The 15,882-nt window shown below is 72.6% G+C and carries 16 protein-coding genes; 6 read left to right on the top strand and 10 right to left on the bottom strand.

Going from position 1 to position 15,882, the window contains the following annotated elements:
* Positions 1-95: 95 nt before the first annotated feature.
* Positions 96-1,871 (top strand): apolipoprotein N-acyltransferase, encoded by a 1,776-nt coding sequence (gene lnt / locus ACZ69I_RS11180; protein WP_470831649.1) that lies wholly within the window; start codon positions 96-98, stop codon positions 1,869-1,871.
* Here lnt and ACZ69I_RS11175 read toward each other — a convergent pair.
* Positions 1,795-2,700, bottom strand: a complete 906-nt coding sequence (locus ACZ69I_RS11175; protein WP_470832035.1) for a Gfo/Idh/MocA family protein — start codon at positions 2,698-2,700, stop codon at positions 1,795-1,797. The two genes, lnt and ACZ69I_RS11175, sit on opposite strands and share 77 nt — an antisense overlap.
* Before the next feature lie 379 nt (positions 2,701-3,079).
* Between ACZ69I_RS11175 and ACZ69I_RS11170 the strand changes: the two genes are divergently transcribed.
* The 3 genes from ACZ69I_RS11170 to ACZ69I_RS11160 all read left to right on the top strand — a co-directional run bounded on the left by ACZ69I_RS11170 (position 3,080) and on the right by ACZ69I_RS11160 (position 5,605).
* On the top strand, positions 3,080-3,817 hold the full coding sequence (locus tag ACZ69I_RS11170; RefSeq protein ID WP_470831648.1) for an FG-GAP repeat domain-containing protein: 738 nt from the start codon (positions 3,080-3,082) through the stop codon (positions 3,815-3,817).
* A gap of 362 nt (positions 3,818-4,179) precedes the next feature.
* The gene (locus tag ACZ69I_RS11165; RefSeq protein WP_470832034.1) at positions 4,180-4,803 is read left to right on the top strand and encodes a helix-turn-helix transcriptional regulator; all 624 of its coding nucleotides are present in this window, start codon (positions 4,180-4,182) and stop codon (positions 4,801-4,803) included.
* Positions 4,804-4,954: 151 nt separating this feature from the next.
* A complete protein-coding gene (locus tag ACZ69I_RS11160) occupies positions 4,955-5,605 on the top strand; it encodes a Pvc16 family protein (protein ID WP_470831646.1) in 651 nt (216 codons plus the stop codon).
* 27 nt (positions 5,606-5,632) lie between these two features.
* On the opposite strand, the gene ACZ69I_RS11155 is transcribed toward ACZ69I_RS11160, so the two are convergent.
* Both ACZ69I_RS11155 and ACZ69I_RS11150 read right to left on the bottom strand, forming a co-directional pair.
* Positions 5,633-7,030: a hydrolase gene (locus ACZ69I_RS11155; protein ID WP_470831644.1), complete on the bottom strand. Its 1,398-nt coding sequence runs from the start codon at positions 7,028-7,030 to the stop codon at positions 5,633-5,635.
* Between the two features lie 140 nt (positions 7,031-7,170).
* Positions 7,171-8,364: an FAD-dependent monooxygenase gene (locus ACZ69I_RS11150; protein WP_470831643.1), complete on the bottom strand. Its 1,194-nt coding sequence runs from the start codon at positions 8,362-8,364 to the stop codon at positions 7,171-7,173.
* A gap of 122 nt (positions 8,365-8,486) precedes the next feature.
* On the opposite strand from ACZ69I_RS11150, the gene ACZ69I_RS11145 reads away from it, so the two are divergent.
* Positions 8,487-9,080: a TetR/AcrR family transcriptional regulator gene (locus ACZ69I_RS11145; protein WP_470831641.1), complete on the top strand. Its 594-nt coding sequence runs from the start codon at positions 8,487-8,489 to the stop codon at positions 9,078-9,080.
* Positions 9,081-9,215: 135 nt separating this feature from the next.
* A complete protein-coding gene (locus ACZ69I_RS11140; RefSeq protein ID WP_470831640.1) occupies positions 9,216-9,707 on the top strand; it encodes a hypothetical protein in 492 nt (163 codons plus the stop codon).
* Between the two features lie 29 nt (positions 9,708-9,736).
* Here the strand turns inward: ACZ69I_RS11140 and ACZ69I_RS11135 are convergent, their stop codons facing one another.
* The 7 genes from ACZ69I_RS11135 to ACZ69I_RS11105 all read right to left on the bottom strand — a co-directional run bounded on the left by ACZ69I_RS11135 (position 9,737) and on the right by ACZ69I_RS11105 (position 15,818).
* Positions 9,737-10,225, bottom strand: coding sequence for a hypothetical protein (locus ACZ69I_RS11135; protein ID WP_467676360.1), 489 nt, complete (start codon positions 10,223-10,225; stop codon positions 9,737-9,739).
* Positions 10,226-10,422: 197 nt separating this feature from the next.
* On the bottom strand, positions 10,423-11,106 hold the full coding sequence (ung, locus tag ACZ69I_RS11130; protein WP_470831638.1) for a uracil-DNA glycosylase: 684 nt from the start codon (positions 11,104-11,106) through the stop codon (positions 10,423-10,425).
* A gap of 82 nt (positions 11,107-11,188) precedes the next feature.
* A complete protein-coding gene (locus ACZ69I_RS11125; RefSeq protein WP_470831637.1) occupies positions 11,189-12,796 on the bottom strand; it encodes an ABC transporter substrate-binding protein in 1,608 nt (535 codons plus the stop codon).
* A gap of 137 nt (positions 12,797-12,933) precedes the next feature.
* Entirely contained in the window at positions 12,934-13,689 is a 756-nt protein-coding gene (locus ACZ69I_RS11120) for an SDR family oxidoreductase (protein WP_467676367.1), read from the bottom strand.
* Positions 13,690-13,715: 26 nt separating this feature from the next.
* The gene (gene fabG, locus ACZ69I_RS11115) at positions 13,716-14,477 is read right to left on the bottom strand and encodes a 3-oxoacyl-ACP reductase FabG (protein WP_467676369.1); all 762 of its coding nucleotides are present in this window, start codon (positions 14,475-14,477) and stop codon (positions 13,716-13,718) included.
* Positions 14,478-14,649: 172 nt separating this feature from the next.
* Positions 14,650-15,033 (bottom strand): DUF3037 domain-containing protein, encoded by a 384-nt coding sequence (locus ACZ69I_RS11110; RefSeq protein ID WP_470831635.1) that lies wholly within the window; start codon positions 15,031-15,033, stop codon positions 14,650-14,652.
* Positions 15,030-15,818: a HipA family kinase gene (locus ACZ69I_RS11105; protein WP_467676373.1), complete on the bottom strand. Its 789-nt coding sequence runs from the start codon at positions 15,816-15,818 to the stop codon at positions 15,030-15,032. The genes ACZ69I_RS11110 and ACZ69I_RS11105 overlap by 4 nt, the downstream gene beginning before the upstream one ends.
* Positions 15,819-15,882: the final 64 nt, after the last annotated feature.

The raw sequence follows: 15,882 nt of genomic DNA, 5'->3' as shown, positions 1-15,882 counted from the left end.
CCTCCGGTGAACAGCGGGTTCCGCCCACTGTCCTAGATCGTCTGTGGCACGCACACTGGTGACACGACGGGCGTCGGGGCCGAGGGAGGCGCTGCATGGATGTGTTCGGCGACGACCGGTGGGAGCCGCACAGGCGGCGCGCCGCGCGCATGCTCGCCTCGCCCCGGTGGCGCGGCGCCGTCGCCGTGGCGGCCGGGGCGCTGCCCGCCCTGGCGTTCCCCGCGCCCTCGCTGTGGTGGTTCGCGTACGTCGCCCTCGTGCCCTGGATGCTGCTCGCCGCGTCGGCCCCGACCGGCCGGCGGGCCATGCTCGACGGCTGGCTCGGCGGCCTCGGTTTCATGGTGGCCGTGCACCACTGGCTGCTGCCGAGCCTGCACGTCTTCACGGTCGTCATCGCCGCCCTGCTCGGCCTGCTGTGGGCGCCCTGGGGCCGCCTCGTGCGCCGGTACCTGGGCGGCGCGCCGACGGCCGGGCGGGCCGCGGCCGCGCTGGTGGTGCTGCCTTCGGGCTGGCTGATGGTCGAACTGGTCAGGTCCTGGGAGGGGTTGGGCGGGCCGTGGGGCCTGCTCGGCTCCAGCCAGTGGCAGGTGACGCCCGCGCTCCGGCTCGCCTCGGTGGGCGGGGTGTGGCTGGTCAGCGCGCTGGTGGTGGCCTTGAACACGGCTGTCGTACTGCTGGTCGTAGCGGTGCGTGCCACGGCTTCGCGGACGTCCCTGCGTACGTCGACGTCGCGAATATCCGTGCGGACGACGCCCTGGATCACGGGCCCGCGCTCGTCGATCCGGCCCGTGCCCCGGGCCACGACCGGAACCTTCGGGCCCCGGCTCCTCTCCCCCGTCGCTCCCGCCGTCACCCCCGCCACCGCGGCCGTCCCCGCCGTGGCGGGCATCCTCGCCGTGGCCGCCGCCGCCACCGCCGCCTGGGCATGGGCGCCGCGCCCCGAGCCCGCCGGACGCGTCCGGGTCGCCGTCGTCCAGCCGGGCGTCATCGAGGGCGCCGCGAGCGCCGAACGCCGGCTGGCCCGCGAGGAGGAGCTGACCCGCACGCTGCGGGGGCAAGCCCCCGACCTCGTCGTGTGGGGCGAGAGCAGCGTCGGCTTCGACCTGGCCGACCGGCCGGACGTCGCGCGCCGGATCACCGCGCTCTCCCGCGAGGTCGGCGCGGACATCCTGGTGAACGTCGACGCGCGCCGCTCCGACCGGCCCGGCATCTTCAAGAGCTCCGTCCTGGTGGGTCCGGACGGGCCGACCGGCGACCGCTACGACAAGATGCGGCTCGTGCCCTTCGGGGAGTACGTCCCGGCCCGCTCCCTGCTCGGCTGGGCGACGTCGGTCGGCAAGGCGGCGGGCGAGGACCGCAGGCGCGGTGACCGGCAGGTGGTGATGGACGTCGGGCGCGACCTGCGGATCGGGCCGCTGGTCTGTTTCGAGTCGGCGTTCCCCGACATGAGCCGCCGGCTCACCCAGGACGGCGCGCAGGTGCTGCTCGCGCAGTCGGCGACCTCGTCGTTCCAGTCCAGCTGGGCGCCCCGGCAGCACGCCTCGCTGGCGGCGGTGCGGGCCGCCGAGACGGGCCGCCCCATGGTGCACGCCACGCTGACGGGCGTCTCGGCGGTCTACGGGCCGGACGGTTCGCGGGTCGGCTCCCCGCTGGGCACCTCGGCGAACACGGCCGCGGTGTACGACGTGCCGCTGGGCACGGGCGTCACGGCGTACGTCAGGTGGGGCGACTGGGCCGTGCACGGCGCCATCGTCGTCCTGGTGGCCATGTGCGCGGCCGAGGGGGCACGGGCTCTCAGGCGGCCTGCTCCCGAGCGGCCAGGACCACGCGCTCACACAGCTCATGGGTCGCCAGTGCGTCCCGGGCGCTGAGCACCTCGCCGACGCGCACGGCGTCGAGGAACGCGAGCACCACCTGCTCGATGCCGCGCTGGCGTGCCACCGGCACCCAGTCACCGCGCCGCCGGACGGTGGGCTGACCCTTGTGGTCGACGATCTCGGCCAGGTTGATCACCTGCCGTTTGGCGTCCTGGCCGGAGACCTCGAGGATCTCCTCGGCCGAGCCGCTGAGCCGGTTCATCATGCCGATCGCGGTGAACCCGGCACCGGCGAGCTGCAGTACGACGTGTTCCATGAGGCCGTCCACGACGCGGGCCCGCACGCCGACGTGGTCGATCGGTCCCGGGACCAGGAAGCGCAGGGTGTCGACGACGTGGATGAAGTCGTCGAGGACCAGCGTGCGCGGGTCCTCGGGGAGGCCGACGCGGTTCTTCTGGAGGAGGATCAGCTCGCGCGGGTGCTCGGCGCACTGGGCGTAGCCGGGCGCGTGGCGGCGGTTGAAGCCGACGGCGAGACTGACGCCGCGGTCCTCCGCGAGCCGCACGAGGCGCTCGGAGTCGGCGAGTTCGTACGCGACCGGTTTGTCGACATAGGTGGGCACGCCCGCCTCGACGAGCCGGGTGACGATGTCGGGGTGCACGGCGGTCGGCGCGTGCACGAAGGCGGCGTCGAGGCCCTGGGCGAGGAGCGCGTCCAGGTCGGTGTGGCAGCGCGAGTCCGGGATGTGGTGGGTGGCCGCGACCCGGGCGAGGGTCGCCGGGGTGCGCGTCTGCAGGTGCAGCTCCACCCCGGGCTGGGTGGTGAGCACGGGCAGATACGCCTTCTGCGCGATGTCGCCGAGTCCGATACAGCCGATCTTCAAGTCCCGGCTTGCGCTGGTATCCACCGCTTTGACCTCGTTATTCGTGGGGTGAGCAGAGTCTTCTCGCGAAACTCTCCCATGCGGGCGCGGCGCCCCGTCGCGGGGGCGGGACGGGGCGCGTCCCAGTTCCGCGTTCCAGGCGGCTCATGTTTCGCCTGGTCAGAGGCCGTTCTGGCATTCCAGTGTCCCCAATCGACCGGCATTCCTGGCCGTTGGGGCAGCGCTCCCCACAAGCTCGAGTCGTGCTCATCCGGGCATCCCCCGCACCTCGTTGTCACCACACCCCCGTACGGGGTGCGGGGGTCATTCCGGTACTCCGGCACAGCTCAGCAGCCACCACACGCTCGGCTCAGCAGCCACCACATGGGGAGTTCGTTACATGCTTCGCAAGCGCTCACGTCTGATCGCCGCACCGATCGCGGCTGTCGCCCTGACCCTGACGGTCGCCGGCCACCAGGCCAGCGCCGCCGGATCGGCGGGCTCCGACAGCGCGGGACGGTCCGCCCGGGCGGCAGGCCCGTGCCTGTCCGGCGCCACGACGCTGCTCGGCGACCTCGACGGCGACGGCCGACCTGACAAGATCATCAACCCCGGGCACACCGGCACCAGGATGACCGTTCAGTGGGGCACCGCGAGCGGCTCGTTCGGCACCAAGCACGCCGTCGGCAAGCTGCTCGGCGCCAAGCCGGGCGAGGTCGCGACCGCCGCGGTCGCCGACTTCCAGAAGGACGGCAAGCTGGACATGGTCGTCAACCTCGTCACCCCCTCCGGTGTGGACGACCCCGCCGACTCGCGCGTCGCCGAGTACCGTCCCGGCCCGCTCAAGCGCGCGAACCTCGGCTCGGCCCACGCCCGCCACCTGGACATCGGCGACGCCCGCGAGGTCAAGCAGCTGCGGATCGCCGACTACGGCGGCGACGCCTACCCGGACCTCTCGACCCTGGTCAACGCCGGTGACGGGGTGTGGGAGCGGAGCGTGCGCCTGACCAAGGCGAGCACCGGACCCGGCGCCTACAAGGCCGCCCACGACCAGCGCTACGGCGCGAGCGGCACCCCGGCCGAGCCGCCGGCCATGCCCACCGGCGGCTGGAAGCACTTCTTCAAGTCCTGCTCCTGACCTGACCTCCACCGGGCGCCGCCGGTCCGCACCGGACCGCGGCGCCCGGCCCCCGCGGCGGAACCGCCACCGCACGATCCACCGTCAGAGCCTGTCTTTGAACCCCCGCCTGCGCCCCGACGCCCGGCACGCACGCTCGGCGCACGGAGTCCAAGGACAGGTGGCTCCGCCACATGACCTCGGACTCCGCACACCGATCGCACGCACCGACCGCCGCTGCGCCCGCGCTCCGCGCGGACGACGGGGGTTCAAAGACAGGCTCTCAGAGACCAGAGGAAGATCGCGTGTCCAGCTCGCCCCCGGCCCTCGTAGCCCTCGCCACCACCCCGGCACCGTCCGTCTCCACACGCTCCGCGCCCGTCCTGCCCAGGGCCAACCGGGTCCGCGTCACGGTCACCGCCCCGGACCCCATCAGCCGCGAGGGCGTCCTCAGCCAGCTCCGCCGGCACCCCGAGGTCGAACTCGTCGGGGACGCCGGCCCGGCCACGGTCGCCCTGATCATCGAGGACAACCTCGACGAGGCGGCGCTCACCCGGCTGCGGCGCACCGTGCGCAGCGAGGGCGCGCGTGCGGTGCTCGTCGCCGGTACGGTCCGCGAGCACGAACTCCTCGACGTCATAGAGTGCGGCGTCGGCGCCATCGTCTGGCGCCGCGAGGCGACCGCCCAGCGCCTGGTGCACGCGGTGCTTACCGCGGCCAAGGGCGACGGCGAGCTCCCCTCGGACCTGCTGGGCCAGCTCATCGGCCAGGTGCGGCGCCTGCACCGGGGCGGCGACGACCAGCCCGGGTACTTCCTGAGCTTCACCAAGCGCGAGGTGGACGTGGTGCGGCTGGTGGCCGAGGGGTACGACACCTCGGAGATCGCCACGAAGCTCTCGTACTCCGAACGCACCGTCAAGAACGTGATGCACGGCCTCACCACGCGCCTGCACCTGCGCAACCGGGCCCACGTGGTGGCGTACGCCCTGCGTGAGGGCTACATCTGACCGGCCGGGCCCGCGGGCGGCCCGATGAGGCAGCAGCGGTGCCCCGCCGTCGTCCCCGCCGTGCCTGCGCCACCGGACGGCAGGAGGAGCACGATCGGTGACAGGGCCGCGACAGTCGGCACGGAGACACACGGCAGGTGGGAGCACGAGGGTGATCCATGAGGTGGACGACGTTCTCAAGGGCCTGATCTGCGGCGGCGCGCTGAGCGGGTCCGGCATCGACGTCTCCTTCGACGTTCCCACCCGGGACTGGGCGGCCCGGCGCAACGCACCCGTGATCAACGCCTACTTGTACGACATCCGGGAGGACGTCTCCCTGCGGCAGCGCGGCCACTCCGCGGTGCGCGACGAGCGGGACATCGTCGTGCGCCGCCGCCGTCCCCCTCGCTGGTTCCAGCTCTCCTACCTGGTGACGGCCTGGACCAGGACCCCGCAGGACGAACACCGGCTGCTGTCCGCCGTCCTGGCGACGCTGCTGCCGCACGAACTCCTCGCCGCGGAGGACCTTCCGCGCTCGCTGCGACGGCTGGGGCTCTCGGTCCTGATGACGGTCGCGGGCCCCCCGTCACAGGCCCGCTCCCTCGCCGACATCTGGTCCGCGCTGGGCGGCGAACTCAAGCCCTCCCTGGACGTCACGGTGACCGTGCCCTTCCCCTCCTACCCCGACTACGACGCCGGGCCACCGGTCACCGAGGGCGCGACGGTCCGGGTGGGCGACGTCGACAGCGGCGCGCCCCGGATCGAGGAGCGCGCCCACCGGCCCCACCACGTGGCGGCCCGCCGCCCGGAGCAGCGGGGCTAGAGTTTTCCGTCTGGATCGGGCCCTTCCTCACACGGTGAAGCGGACCGCCTGGAGCGGGAGGTTCAGTTCCATCGGGCTCCCGTGGTACTTCCACTGGCCGGGGTCGGTGCAGACCTCGCCCAGCCACTCCCTGTCCGTCACGAAGGCGTCGCTGCACACGGAGCCGTCGTTGACCTTGTACGTGAAGCCCTGCAGAGCCGGGTCGGCCTCCTCGGTGCTGCCGAAGTACATGTCCGTGCCGTCGTCCTCGGCCGACCACGGGATTCCCTTGCGCCAGCCCTCGCCCACGAAGGCGCCGGTGCCGGTGACGCCCTGGGTGCCGCTCACCGCGATGTTGAGGGACTTGATGGGCGTGTCCCGGCCGGCCGCGCCCGCCTCCGCGCCGTCGCAGACTGCGTCCTGCCAGCCGTCGCCCTCGACGAACGCGCGGTAGCAGATGTGGCGGCCCTCGCTGCTCCCGGCGAGCTCGCGCACCGCGTCGGCCGCCGTCTTCTCCTCGGGCTCCTCCTCACCACCACCGCCGCCACCGCCGCCTCCGCCCTTGTCCTCCTTCTCGCCGCCCCCGCCGGAGTCCTTGGGAGCCTCCTCGGACTTCTCGGGCTCGGGCGGCGCGCTCTTCGCGGGCGGGGGCGGGCTGTCGGGCTTGAGTTGGCCGCCCTGCTCCAGCTTGTCCCGCGCCTGCGTCCGCATCTGCGGCTGGTTCGACATCCAGATCGCCACGAACGCGATGGTCAGCGCGATGACCACACCGAGCACCGCGGTCAGCCAGCCCGGGAAGACGCCACGCTGCACGAAGACGCCGTCCACGTTGACCGGTTCGGTGCCGGAGCGCCGCACGGCCAGCGCGTAGGGCTGCTCCTTCTTGGACCCGAACCAGGTGATCTGCCGGGGCCGCAGCGTCGCCTTCACGAACGCGGCCCGGCCCGGCGCGATCTGGACGTTGCCGGGCTCCAGGTCGTACGACAGCTGGTCGCCGGTGTCGTTGCCGCTGAGCGACGCGGTGACCTGGGTGTTGCCCAGGTTGTCCACCGCGAGCTGCGGCCGCCCGCGGAACCAGCCCTTCACCGTCGGCGGCACCAGCTCGGCGCGCACCTCGGTGAAGGGCGTGACGCTGAGGTGCCCCTCGGCGACGACGACGGCGCCCCGGTGCTCCGCGGGGGTGATCCGCACCGCGTACGGGTGCGGGCCGGCGAGCGCGTCGGGCGTACGGGGCGGCGCGAACGTCAGCTCCACCGTGCCGGTCGTCCCGGGATAGAGCCGCAGTACCGCCGGCTCCGCCGTGGTCCAGGGGGCGAGATCGCCGACCGGTTCGAAGCGGTACTCGTCGACGATGTCACCGGTGTTGCGCACCCGCAGTCGCACCGTGGTGCTGCTGCCGGGGTCGACGGTCGCGGAGGCGGGTTCCAAGGAGGTCCAAAGGCTCACGCCACGACGCTAGGAGATCCCGCGCAGTCGGTCAGGAGACCGCCGGGCAGACCCGGTTGCCCACAGGGGCGGCGGCGCTGCCCTCCGGTTCCCCGCCGCCCGCGGTTGCGGAAGGGCGCCCTTGAAGCCCATGTTCTCCGTCACACGTGACCATGGGCCGCCGACGGGAGCTGCGGCGGACGCCAGTCGGTGACGGCGGACAAGCTGCGCAGGACGGAGTTCGGGGCGAGCCTCGTCACGGTCGCTACGAGGGCGTCGCGCGCGGCGACGGCCGGGGCGGCGGTCAGGTGCGTGAGGCGTGAGGCCCGCGCGGCGCGGCGGACGATCTCCGTGGTCCGCGGGACGCGCGCCGCGCTGTATCCGGCCAGGCGCGTGGTGAGGCCGGCGCCCGGCACCGCGTGGTGGGCGAGGACGACGGCGTCCTCGATCGCCTGGTTGCCGCCCTGACCGAGGCTCGGCGTCATGGCGTGCGCGGCGTCGCCGAGGAGCGCGACGCGGCCGCGGTGGTAGTGGGTCAGGGGTGTGGCCAGGTGGCGGACGTCGTTGCGCAGGATGCCCTGGTCGTCGGCGGCGGCGATCAGCCGCGGGATCGGGTCGTGCCAGTCACGGAACCGGCGCTCCAGCTCGGCCTTCTCGCCGTCGGGCGCCCTGCCGCCCTCCGGGAGGCGTGCGGTGGCGTACGCGTACACCCTGCCGTCCTTGAGCGGCTGCGTGCCCCATACGCCGCCGCGGCCCCAGGTCTCGTGCGGCGCGAAGGTCCCCTCGGGGGCCGGGACGACGAGCCGCCAGGCGGTGAAGCCCGCGTACACGGGCCCGGGGTGGTCCGGGAAAAGAGCGGTGCGCACGGCGGAGTTGATGCCGTCGGCGGCAACGACGAGGTCTGCCTCGATGTCACCTTCGCCGGTGGTGACGACGGCGCGGCGGGTGTCGGAGCCCGGGTCGGTGAGGCGGGCCCGGGTGCCGGTGTGGAGCGCCCCCTCGGGCAGCGCGGCGACCAGCAGGTCGACGAGGGTCGCGCGGTGCAGCATCACCAGGGTTCCGCCGTACGCCGCCTGCGTCTCGGCGGCGTTGGTGCGCACCAGCCAGCGGCCGTCGCGGGCTCGTACGCCGCCGTCGCCCTGCCAGGCGGCCAGGGCGCGGACCCGGTCGCCGAGGCCGAGGACGTCCAGGGCGCGCTGGCTGTTGGGGGCGAGCCCGATGCCGGCGCCCACGGGCTCCAGGGAGGCGGCACGTTCGAGGACCGTGACGCTCCACCCGGATGCGCACAGGCCGATGGCGGCGGCGAGTCCGCCGATGCCACCGCCGATGACGACTGCGTGAGGCTGCTGGTTCATGGCTCCTCCTCCGGGACGCCGCACGCGGCCGCCGCGAGCGTGCCGCCCACCCGTTACTACATGTGTAGTGAGCGATGGGAAGACCGTACTACATATGTAGTGAGCACGGTAAGGTCTCCGCCATGTCCGTACGCAGCGCGGGGGCTCCCCGCACCGAAGTCATCGCCGACGCCGCCCTCGCCCTGCTCGCGGAGCGCGGCATGCGCGGCCTCACCCACCGGGCCGTCGACGAGACGGCGGGGCTGCCACAGGGCTCCACGTCCAACCACGCGCGCACCCGGCTGGCCCTGCTGGAGGCGGCGGTACGGCGGCAGGCCGAGCGCGAGGCGGCCGTGCTCAACCCCGCCGAGCTGCCGGACCCGGCGGGCGGCCGCGATCAGCTGGTCGCCGGTCTGGCCCTCGCCCTGCACCGCTACCTGACCGGAGACAACCGCAAACTCCTCGTGTCGCGCTACGAGTTGGCCCTGGAAGCGACCCGCAGGCCGGAGCTGCGCGCCTACTACGACGCGGCGGGCGCCCAGTTCAGAGAACCCCTGGAGGCCCTGCTCCGCGCGGCGGGCTCCCCCACCCCCGAGCTCCACACGCTCTCCCTGGTGGCGTGGTGCGACGGCCTGATGTTCTCGTGCGTGGCGGGCTCCTACCACGCCACGGTGCCGACCCTGGATGAGCTTCGAAGGGGTGTGGGGGAACTGCTGCGGGGGATGCTGGACGCCTGAAGGGGGAAGACAGCGGACGCTCACGCGCGCACGCCCCTCGCCGCTCCCGGCCGCCCCGGCCCCCACGTCACCCGTGCGGGGCACACGCCCGGAGTTGGCCCGCCAACGGACTTCGGGCGCAGCAGAGTTGTGCGGGTGCAACGATCGTCCGCCACCGCCGCGCTCCTTGTCTCCGTGGCCGTCTCGGCCGCCGTCTCCGGGTGCGTGAGCGTCGAGCGGCCCGCCGGGCCCGCCGCGGCCACCGCGGCACCGCCCACGCCCCGCACCGCGGGGACGGACCGGCCGCGGGCCGTGCAGGCCCCGGCCCGTGAGGCGCTGGAACGCATGGACCCGCCCCGCCCCCCGGCCTCCCGCCGGGCCGACGCCGACGCCGACGCGGCCGCCGGGACCCGCCCCGGGACCGGGCCGCAGGCACCCCCGCCCGGCTCCACCCACCCGGCGCCCCCACCGGCGGCCCCGGCCCGCAGGCCTCCGCCACCACGGCCCGACGCGGGGGCCACCCGCCCCGCCCCGAGGACGGCCCCCGCCGCCTCCGGCACGGATGTGTGCGCACTCGGCGAGGCGTACGGCAAGTGGCGCCCGGACAGCCCGGAAGCGGTCATCTGCCGCCATACATACGGCCGTTGAGCGTTCGGCGAGCCCTCGGGTCCCGCCGCCTACTCCTCCTCGCTCCCCTCCCCCACCTCGGCCGCCAGCCTCGCGATGGCCTGCTTGATGCCGTTGCCGTAGCCGTCGTCCTCCAGGGCGCCCACCGCGCCGCGGGCCCGGCGCAGGTGGCTGCGGGCCGCTTCCGGGCGGCCGAGCTTCGCGTAGTCCGCGGCGAGGTTGAGGTGCAGGGAGGGGTAGAAGCCGCGCACGGCGAGCGACTGGTGGTGTTCGTTCAGCCGCTCGTCCGTGAGCTCGTCGGCCGCCGACAACGCCCGCAGGTCCCAGGCCAGTTCGTCCGAGGGGTCCACCTGCGTGTCCGCCATGTAGTGCGCGAGCGTGCAGCGGTGCAGCGGGTCGCCGTCCTCGCCGATCTCCCCCCACAGGCCGAGAAAGCGGTCCTGCGCCTCCTCGCGGTCGCCGCCGTGGTGCAGCATGACCGCCTGCCCGATGCGGGTCATCATCGCGTCCTCCGCCGTCTGCTCCTGCTGCTCCGTCACCGGGTCCTCCGTGGTCGTGCGGCCGTCGCCCCCATCCCTCACGACGCTAGCGGCCACCACCGACAATCACGGTCAGGCACGTTCGCGGGGCGGGGCGCTCGCCTCCGGCGCTGGGCCAGGCCGGTGACGCTCCCGGCCTCCTCGGCCGGGAGAACCCAGCCCGGAGACCTCGGACCGGAGGCCTCGGACCGAAGACCTCAGCCGATGTCCGGGATCCGCCAGTCGATCGGCTCGTGGCCCTGCGCCGCGACCGCGGCGTCGATCTGCGTGAAGGGGCGCGAGCCGAAGAACCTCTTCGCGGACAGCGGCGAGGGGTGCGCGCCCTTCACCACGACGTGCCGCTCCTCGTCGATGAGCGGGAGCTTCTTCTGGGCGTAGTTCCCCCACAGGACGAAGACGGCCGGGTCGGGGCGGTCGGCCACCGCCCGGATCACCGCGTCCGTGAACTTCTCCCAGCCCTTGCCCTTGTGGGAGTTGGCCTCGCCCGCGCGGACGGTGAGCACCGCGTTCAGCAGGAGGACGCCCTGCTGGGCCCACGGCATCAGATAGCCGTTGTCGGGCACGGGGTGCCCTAGCTCCTCCTTCATCTCCTTGTAGATGTTCCGCAGCGAGGGCGGGGTCTTCACGCCCGGGCGCACGGAGAAGCAGAGGCCGTGGCCCTGGCCCTCGCCGTGGTACGGGTCCTGGCCGAGGACCAGGACCTTCACCCCGTCGTACGGCGTCGCGTCGAGGGCGGCGAAGACCTCGTCGCGCGGCGGATAGACAGGCCCCTTCGCCCGCTCCTCCTCGACGAACTCGGTGAGCTCCTTGAAGTAGGGCTTCTGCAGCTCCTCGCCGAGGACTCCGCGCCAGGACGCGGGCAGCATGGCGATGTCGGTCACGTCAACAACCTCCGGTGTGCGGTCACTTCTCACCCCAGAACCTACCGGCGCCCACTGACAACCGGACCGGCCGCCCGGCCCGCTACCAGCTGGTCTTGCGCTGCAGCTCCCACATCATCATGATCGCCGAGGGGTCGAGGGCGCGTTCGCCGCCCGCGATCTCCTCGCTGGACAGGATGTACTGCTTGCCCTGCCACAGCGGCAGCAGCCTGACGTCGTCGACGAGGATCTTCTGGGCCCGCTCGAACTGGTCGATGACCGCGCCCCGGTCCGCCTCCCTGCGCTCGCGCGGCAGGATCTCGTCGGTGATCTCCTTCGACGGGTACGGCGTGTTGAGGACGTTCTTGGGGCCCACGAACGGCGCGATGAAGTTGTCCGCGTCGGGGAAGTCGGGGAACCAGCCGCGTCCGAACACGGGGTACTCGCCGTTGCTGTAGCCCTCCTGGAACTCGGTCCAGGGCCGGCTCTTGAGCGTGATCCTGAACAGCCCCGAGCTCTCCAGCTGCCGCTTGATCTCGGCGAACTCCGACTCGGTCGCCGAGCCGTAGCGGTCGGTGGTGTACCAGAGGGTGAGCGGGACCGGTGCGTGGATGCCCGCGTCGGCGAGGATCTTCCTGGCCTTGGCCGTGCTGGGGTCTCCGTAGTCGTCGAAGAACCCGGTGGCGTGGCCCGTGAGCCCTCGCGGGACCATCGAGTACAGCGGCTCGACGGTGTCCTTGTAGATCTTGTGGGCGATGGCCCCGCGGTCGACGATCTGCGCGAAGGCCCGGCGCACGGGCAGTTTCCGCGCCCACGGGTCCTTGGTGTTGAAGACCAGGTAGCGGATCTCGGTGCCCGAGCCCTCGACGAGCTCGATGTCCTGTTCGCGCCTGCCCCTGCCCTGCATCTCGACGATGTCCTGGGAGGCCAGACCCCGGAAGGTCACGTCGATCTGCTTGTTCTTGAGGGCGTCGATCATGGCCGACGACTTCTTGAAGTAGCGGATGGTGACAGCGTCGTTCTTGACGTCGGCGGCGCCCTCGTACTTGTCGTTCCTGACCAGCTCGGCCTTCTCGTTCGCGGCGTACGCGTCGAGGGTGTACGGCCCCGAGCCGGTGATCGCGTTGCCCTCGCGGAGCTTGTCCGCCGGATACTCGGCGGGGTCGACGATCGACATGGCGGGCGTCGCGAGCACGAACGGGAACGTCGCGTCCGCCTTCTTGAGCCGGAAGACGACGGTGCGCTCGCCCTTCGTCTCCACCTTGTCGAGCGAGCCGAGCAGACCGGCCGGACCGCTCTTGGCCCCGATGGTCCGTATGCGGTCGAAGGAGTACTTCACGGCCGCCGCGTCCAGCGCGTCCCCGTCCGAGAACGTCAGGCCCTCCCGCAGCTCACAGGTGAAGACCGTGTTGGAGGCGTCGCTGAACTCGCAGGACCGGGCCGCGTCCGGCTCGGGTTCGGTGGCTCCCGAGGGGAAGCTGAGCAGCGTCTGGAAGACGTTCCTGTACAGCTCCCACGAGCTGTCCCAGGCCTTCGCCGGGTCCAGGGTGCTCGGCGCGCTCATCGTGCCGACGGTGACCCGGTCCTCGTCGTCCGACCCCTCGGAGGAGAGCACCCCGCAGCCGGCGAGCAGGGATATGGACGCGATCGCCGCCACCGGTCGCAGACCCCTGGTCCGCTTGGCTGGGGGAACTTCACTGAACACGCGCACGCTCCTCGATCGGCCATGCCATGGAATCGGGAGACAATATCGCAGTGCCCTGCCGGTCCAACTCGGAACGCCGACAGGGCACTTGATGTGGGTGTACGTCACCGAAAGCGGCGCACTCGGTGGGTACGCGGCCTTCGTCAGCCGACGCCCGCATTGAGGAAGATGCCGCCATCGACCACGAGTGTCTGGCCCGTGATCCAGTCGGACTGGCCGGACGTGAGGAACGCGGCGGCGCCCCCGATGTCCTCCGGCACGCCGAGCCTGCCGAGCGGGTAGGAGGCGGCCGCCTCCTCCTCGCGGCCCTCGTACAGCGCCTGGGCGAACTTGGTCTTGACGACCGCGGGCGCGATGGCGTTCACCCGCACCTTCGGCGCGAACTCGTGCGCCAGCTGCAGGGTGAGGTTGACCATGGCGGCCTTGCTCATCCCGTAGGCCCCGATGAAGGGCGAGGCGGAGACGCCGGCCACGGAGGCGATGTTCACGATCGCGCCGCCGTGCTCGCTCTGCCAGGCCTTCCAGGTCTGCTGGGCGAAGCCGAGCGCCGAGATGACGTTGGTCTCGTACACCTTGCGGGCCACGTTGAGGTCGAGCTCGGCCATCGGGCCGAAGACCGGGTTGGTGCCCGCGTTGTTGATCAGGAAGTCGACCCGGCCGAACGCCGCCATCGCGCGCTCGACGGCGGCCGCCTGGTGCGCCTCGTCGTGGGCCTTGCCCGCGACGCCGATGACCCGGTCGGAGCCGAGCTTCTCGACGGCCTCCTTGAGGGCGTCCTCGTTGCGTCCGGTGATGCAGACGCGGTCACCTCGGGCGACCAGCGCCTCCGCGATGCCGTATCCGATGCCGCGGCTCGCGCCCGTGACGAGCGCGGCCCTCCCACTGTCCTGCACAGCCATGTCCTCTGCCTCCCAGGTCTTCCGGGTCAGTTGAGCGGGCCACCGGCCACGTACATGACCTGTCCGGAGACGAACCCGGCCGCCTCGCCCGTGAAGAAGGCGATGGCGTTGGCGATGTCCTCGGGGCGGCCGACGCGCTGCACCGGGATCTGGGTGGCGGCCGCGGCCTGGAAGTCCTCGAAGCCCATGCCGACGCGCTCCGCGGTGGCCTTCGTCATCTCGGTGACGATGAAGCCGGGGGCGACGGAGTTGGCGGTGACACCGAACTTGCCGAGCTCCTTGGCGAGCGTCTTGGTGAAGCCCTGCAGGCCGGCCTTGGCGGCGGCGTAGTTGGCCTGGCCGCGGTTGCCGAGGGCGGAGGACGAGGAGAGGTTCACGATGCGGCCGAACTTGGCGTCCACCATGTGCTTCTGGCAGGCCTTCGACATCAGGAAGGCGCCGCGCAGGTGCACGTTCATGACCGTGTCCCAGTCGGTCGCGCTCATCTTGAAGAGGAGGTTGTCGCGGAGCACGCCGGCGTTGTTGACGAGGATCGTCGGCGCGCCGAGCTCCTCGGCGATACGGGCGACGGCGGCCTCGACCTGGGCCTCGTCGGACACGTCGCAGCCGACGGCGATCGCCTTGCCACCGGCCGCGGTGATCTGCGCGACGGTGTCCTTGCAGGCGGCCTCGTCGAGGTCGATGACGGCCACGGCGCGACCCTCGGCGGCGAGCCGTACTGCGGTCGCCGCGCCGATGCCTCGCGCTGCGCCTGTCACGACAGCGACGCGCTGCTCAGTGGTGGACATGCTGGTTCTCCTCGCCCTTGGATACGGCTCTTGGGGTGCGGCCCACGGTACGCCCCGATGGTGAGCGACCGCTTAGTACCTTCAGCTGGACGAGACGCTAGAAGCCCTGGCACCGGGTGTCAACGGCCCACCGGAAGGTGTGACGCGGAGGTGGTCCGGAAGGCGTGGCCCCTCACCGCACCAGCAGGTCAAGGAGGCGCTCCACCTCGGCCTCGGGATCGGCCGTCAGACCGGTGTGCACCGGCCCCGGCTGGACCACCGTGGAGCGCGGCGCGATCAGCCACCGGAAGCGCCGTCCCGCGTCGTCCCGCTCCGCCTGGCCCGCGGCGGCCCCGCCCGCGCAGATCCGCTCGACGGCGCCGAGCGCGGCCCGGATGCCGGGCACGTCGGCCGCGGGGTCAAGGGCGAGGAGCTTGGCCTCGTCCAGGTGCGTGCGGGCGGCCACGAAGGACTTGGCGCGGCAGTAGACCACCACGCCCGCGTTGAACTGCTCGCCGCGCTCCACCCGCGGCACGACGCGCACCAGCGCGTACTCGAAGACGTCCCGCTCGCTCACTTGACGGCCCCCTTCGGCTGCGGCTCGCCCAGCGCGATCCGTTCGTGGATGGTCGCCGCGCGCGGCAGCAGGGCCGTCACGTAGGCCCGGCGCACCTCGTCCGCGCCGTCGAAGCCGGGCTCGTCGGCCAGCCACTCCCCGGGCACCTCGGCCACGACCTCGGTGAGCAGCTCCTCGGTGACGAGGGGGGCGAGCTCGGCGGCGGCCGCCGCGATGTCGGGGCCGTAGGGGGCGAGGACGTGGTCGGACGCGTCGTACGGCTTGGCGGCCGAGGCCTCTGCGGTGCGCCAGTTGTGGTGCCAGATCATGCTCGCGCCGTGGTCGATGAGCCAGAGGTCGCCGTGCAGGCGGAGCAGGTTGGGGTTGCGCCAGGACCGGTCCACGTTGTTGATCAGGGCGTCGAACCAGACGATGCGCCCGGCCTCGGCCGGGTCGACCTCGTAGGCGAGCGGGTCGAAGCCGAGGGCTCCGGAGAGGAAGTCCATGCCGAGGTTGAGCCCGCCGCTCGCCTTGAGCAGCTGCTGCACCCGCTCGTCGGGCTCGCCGAGGCCCAGGACCGGGTCGAGCCGGATCCCCACGAGCCGCGGCACCCGCAGGCCGAGCCTGCGGGCCAGTTCACCGCAGATCACCTCGGCGACAAGCGTCTTGCGGCCCTGTCCCGCGCCGGTGAACTTGATGACGTACGTGCCGTACCTGCCGTCGTCGTCGGCTTCGACGACCCCGGGCAGCGAGCCGCCCTCCCGCAGGGGCGTGACGTAGCGGACCGCGGTGACTTCGCTGAGCATCGCCCCAGATTACTGCCGGTCGCGCGCTGTTCGATCACGTGCCCCGCTGCCTAGAGTGCGCGGC

Source organism: Streptomyces sp. NPDC036815 (assembly GCF_055609205.1).
Note: the sequence above shows the minus strand (reverse complement) of the source record. Positions and strands in the feature narration are given on the sequence as shown.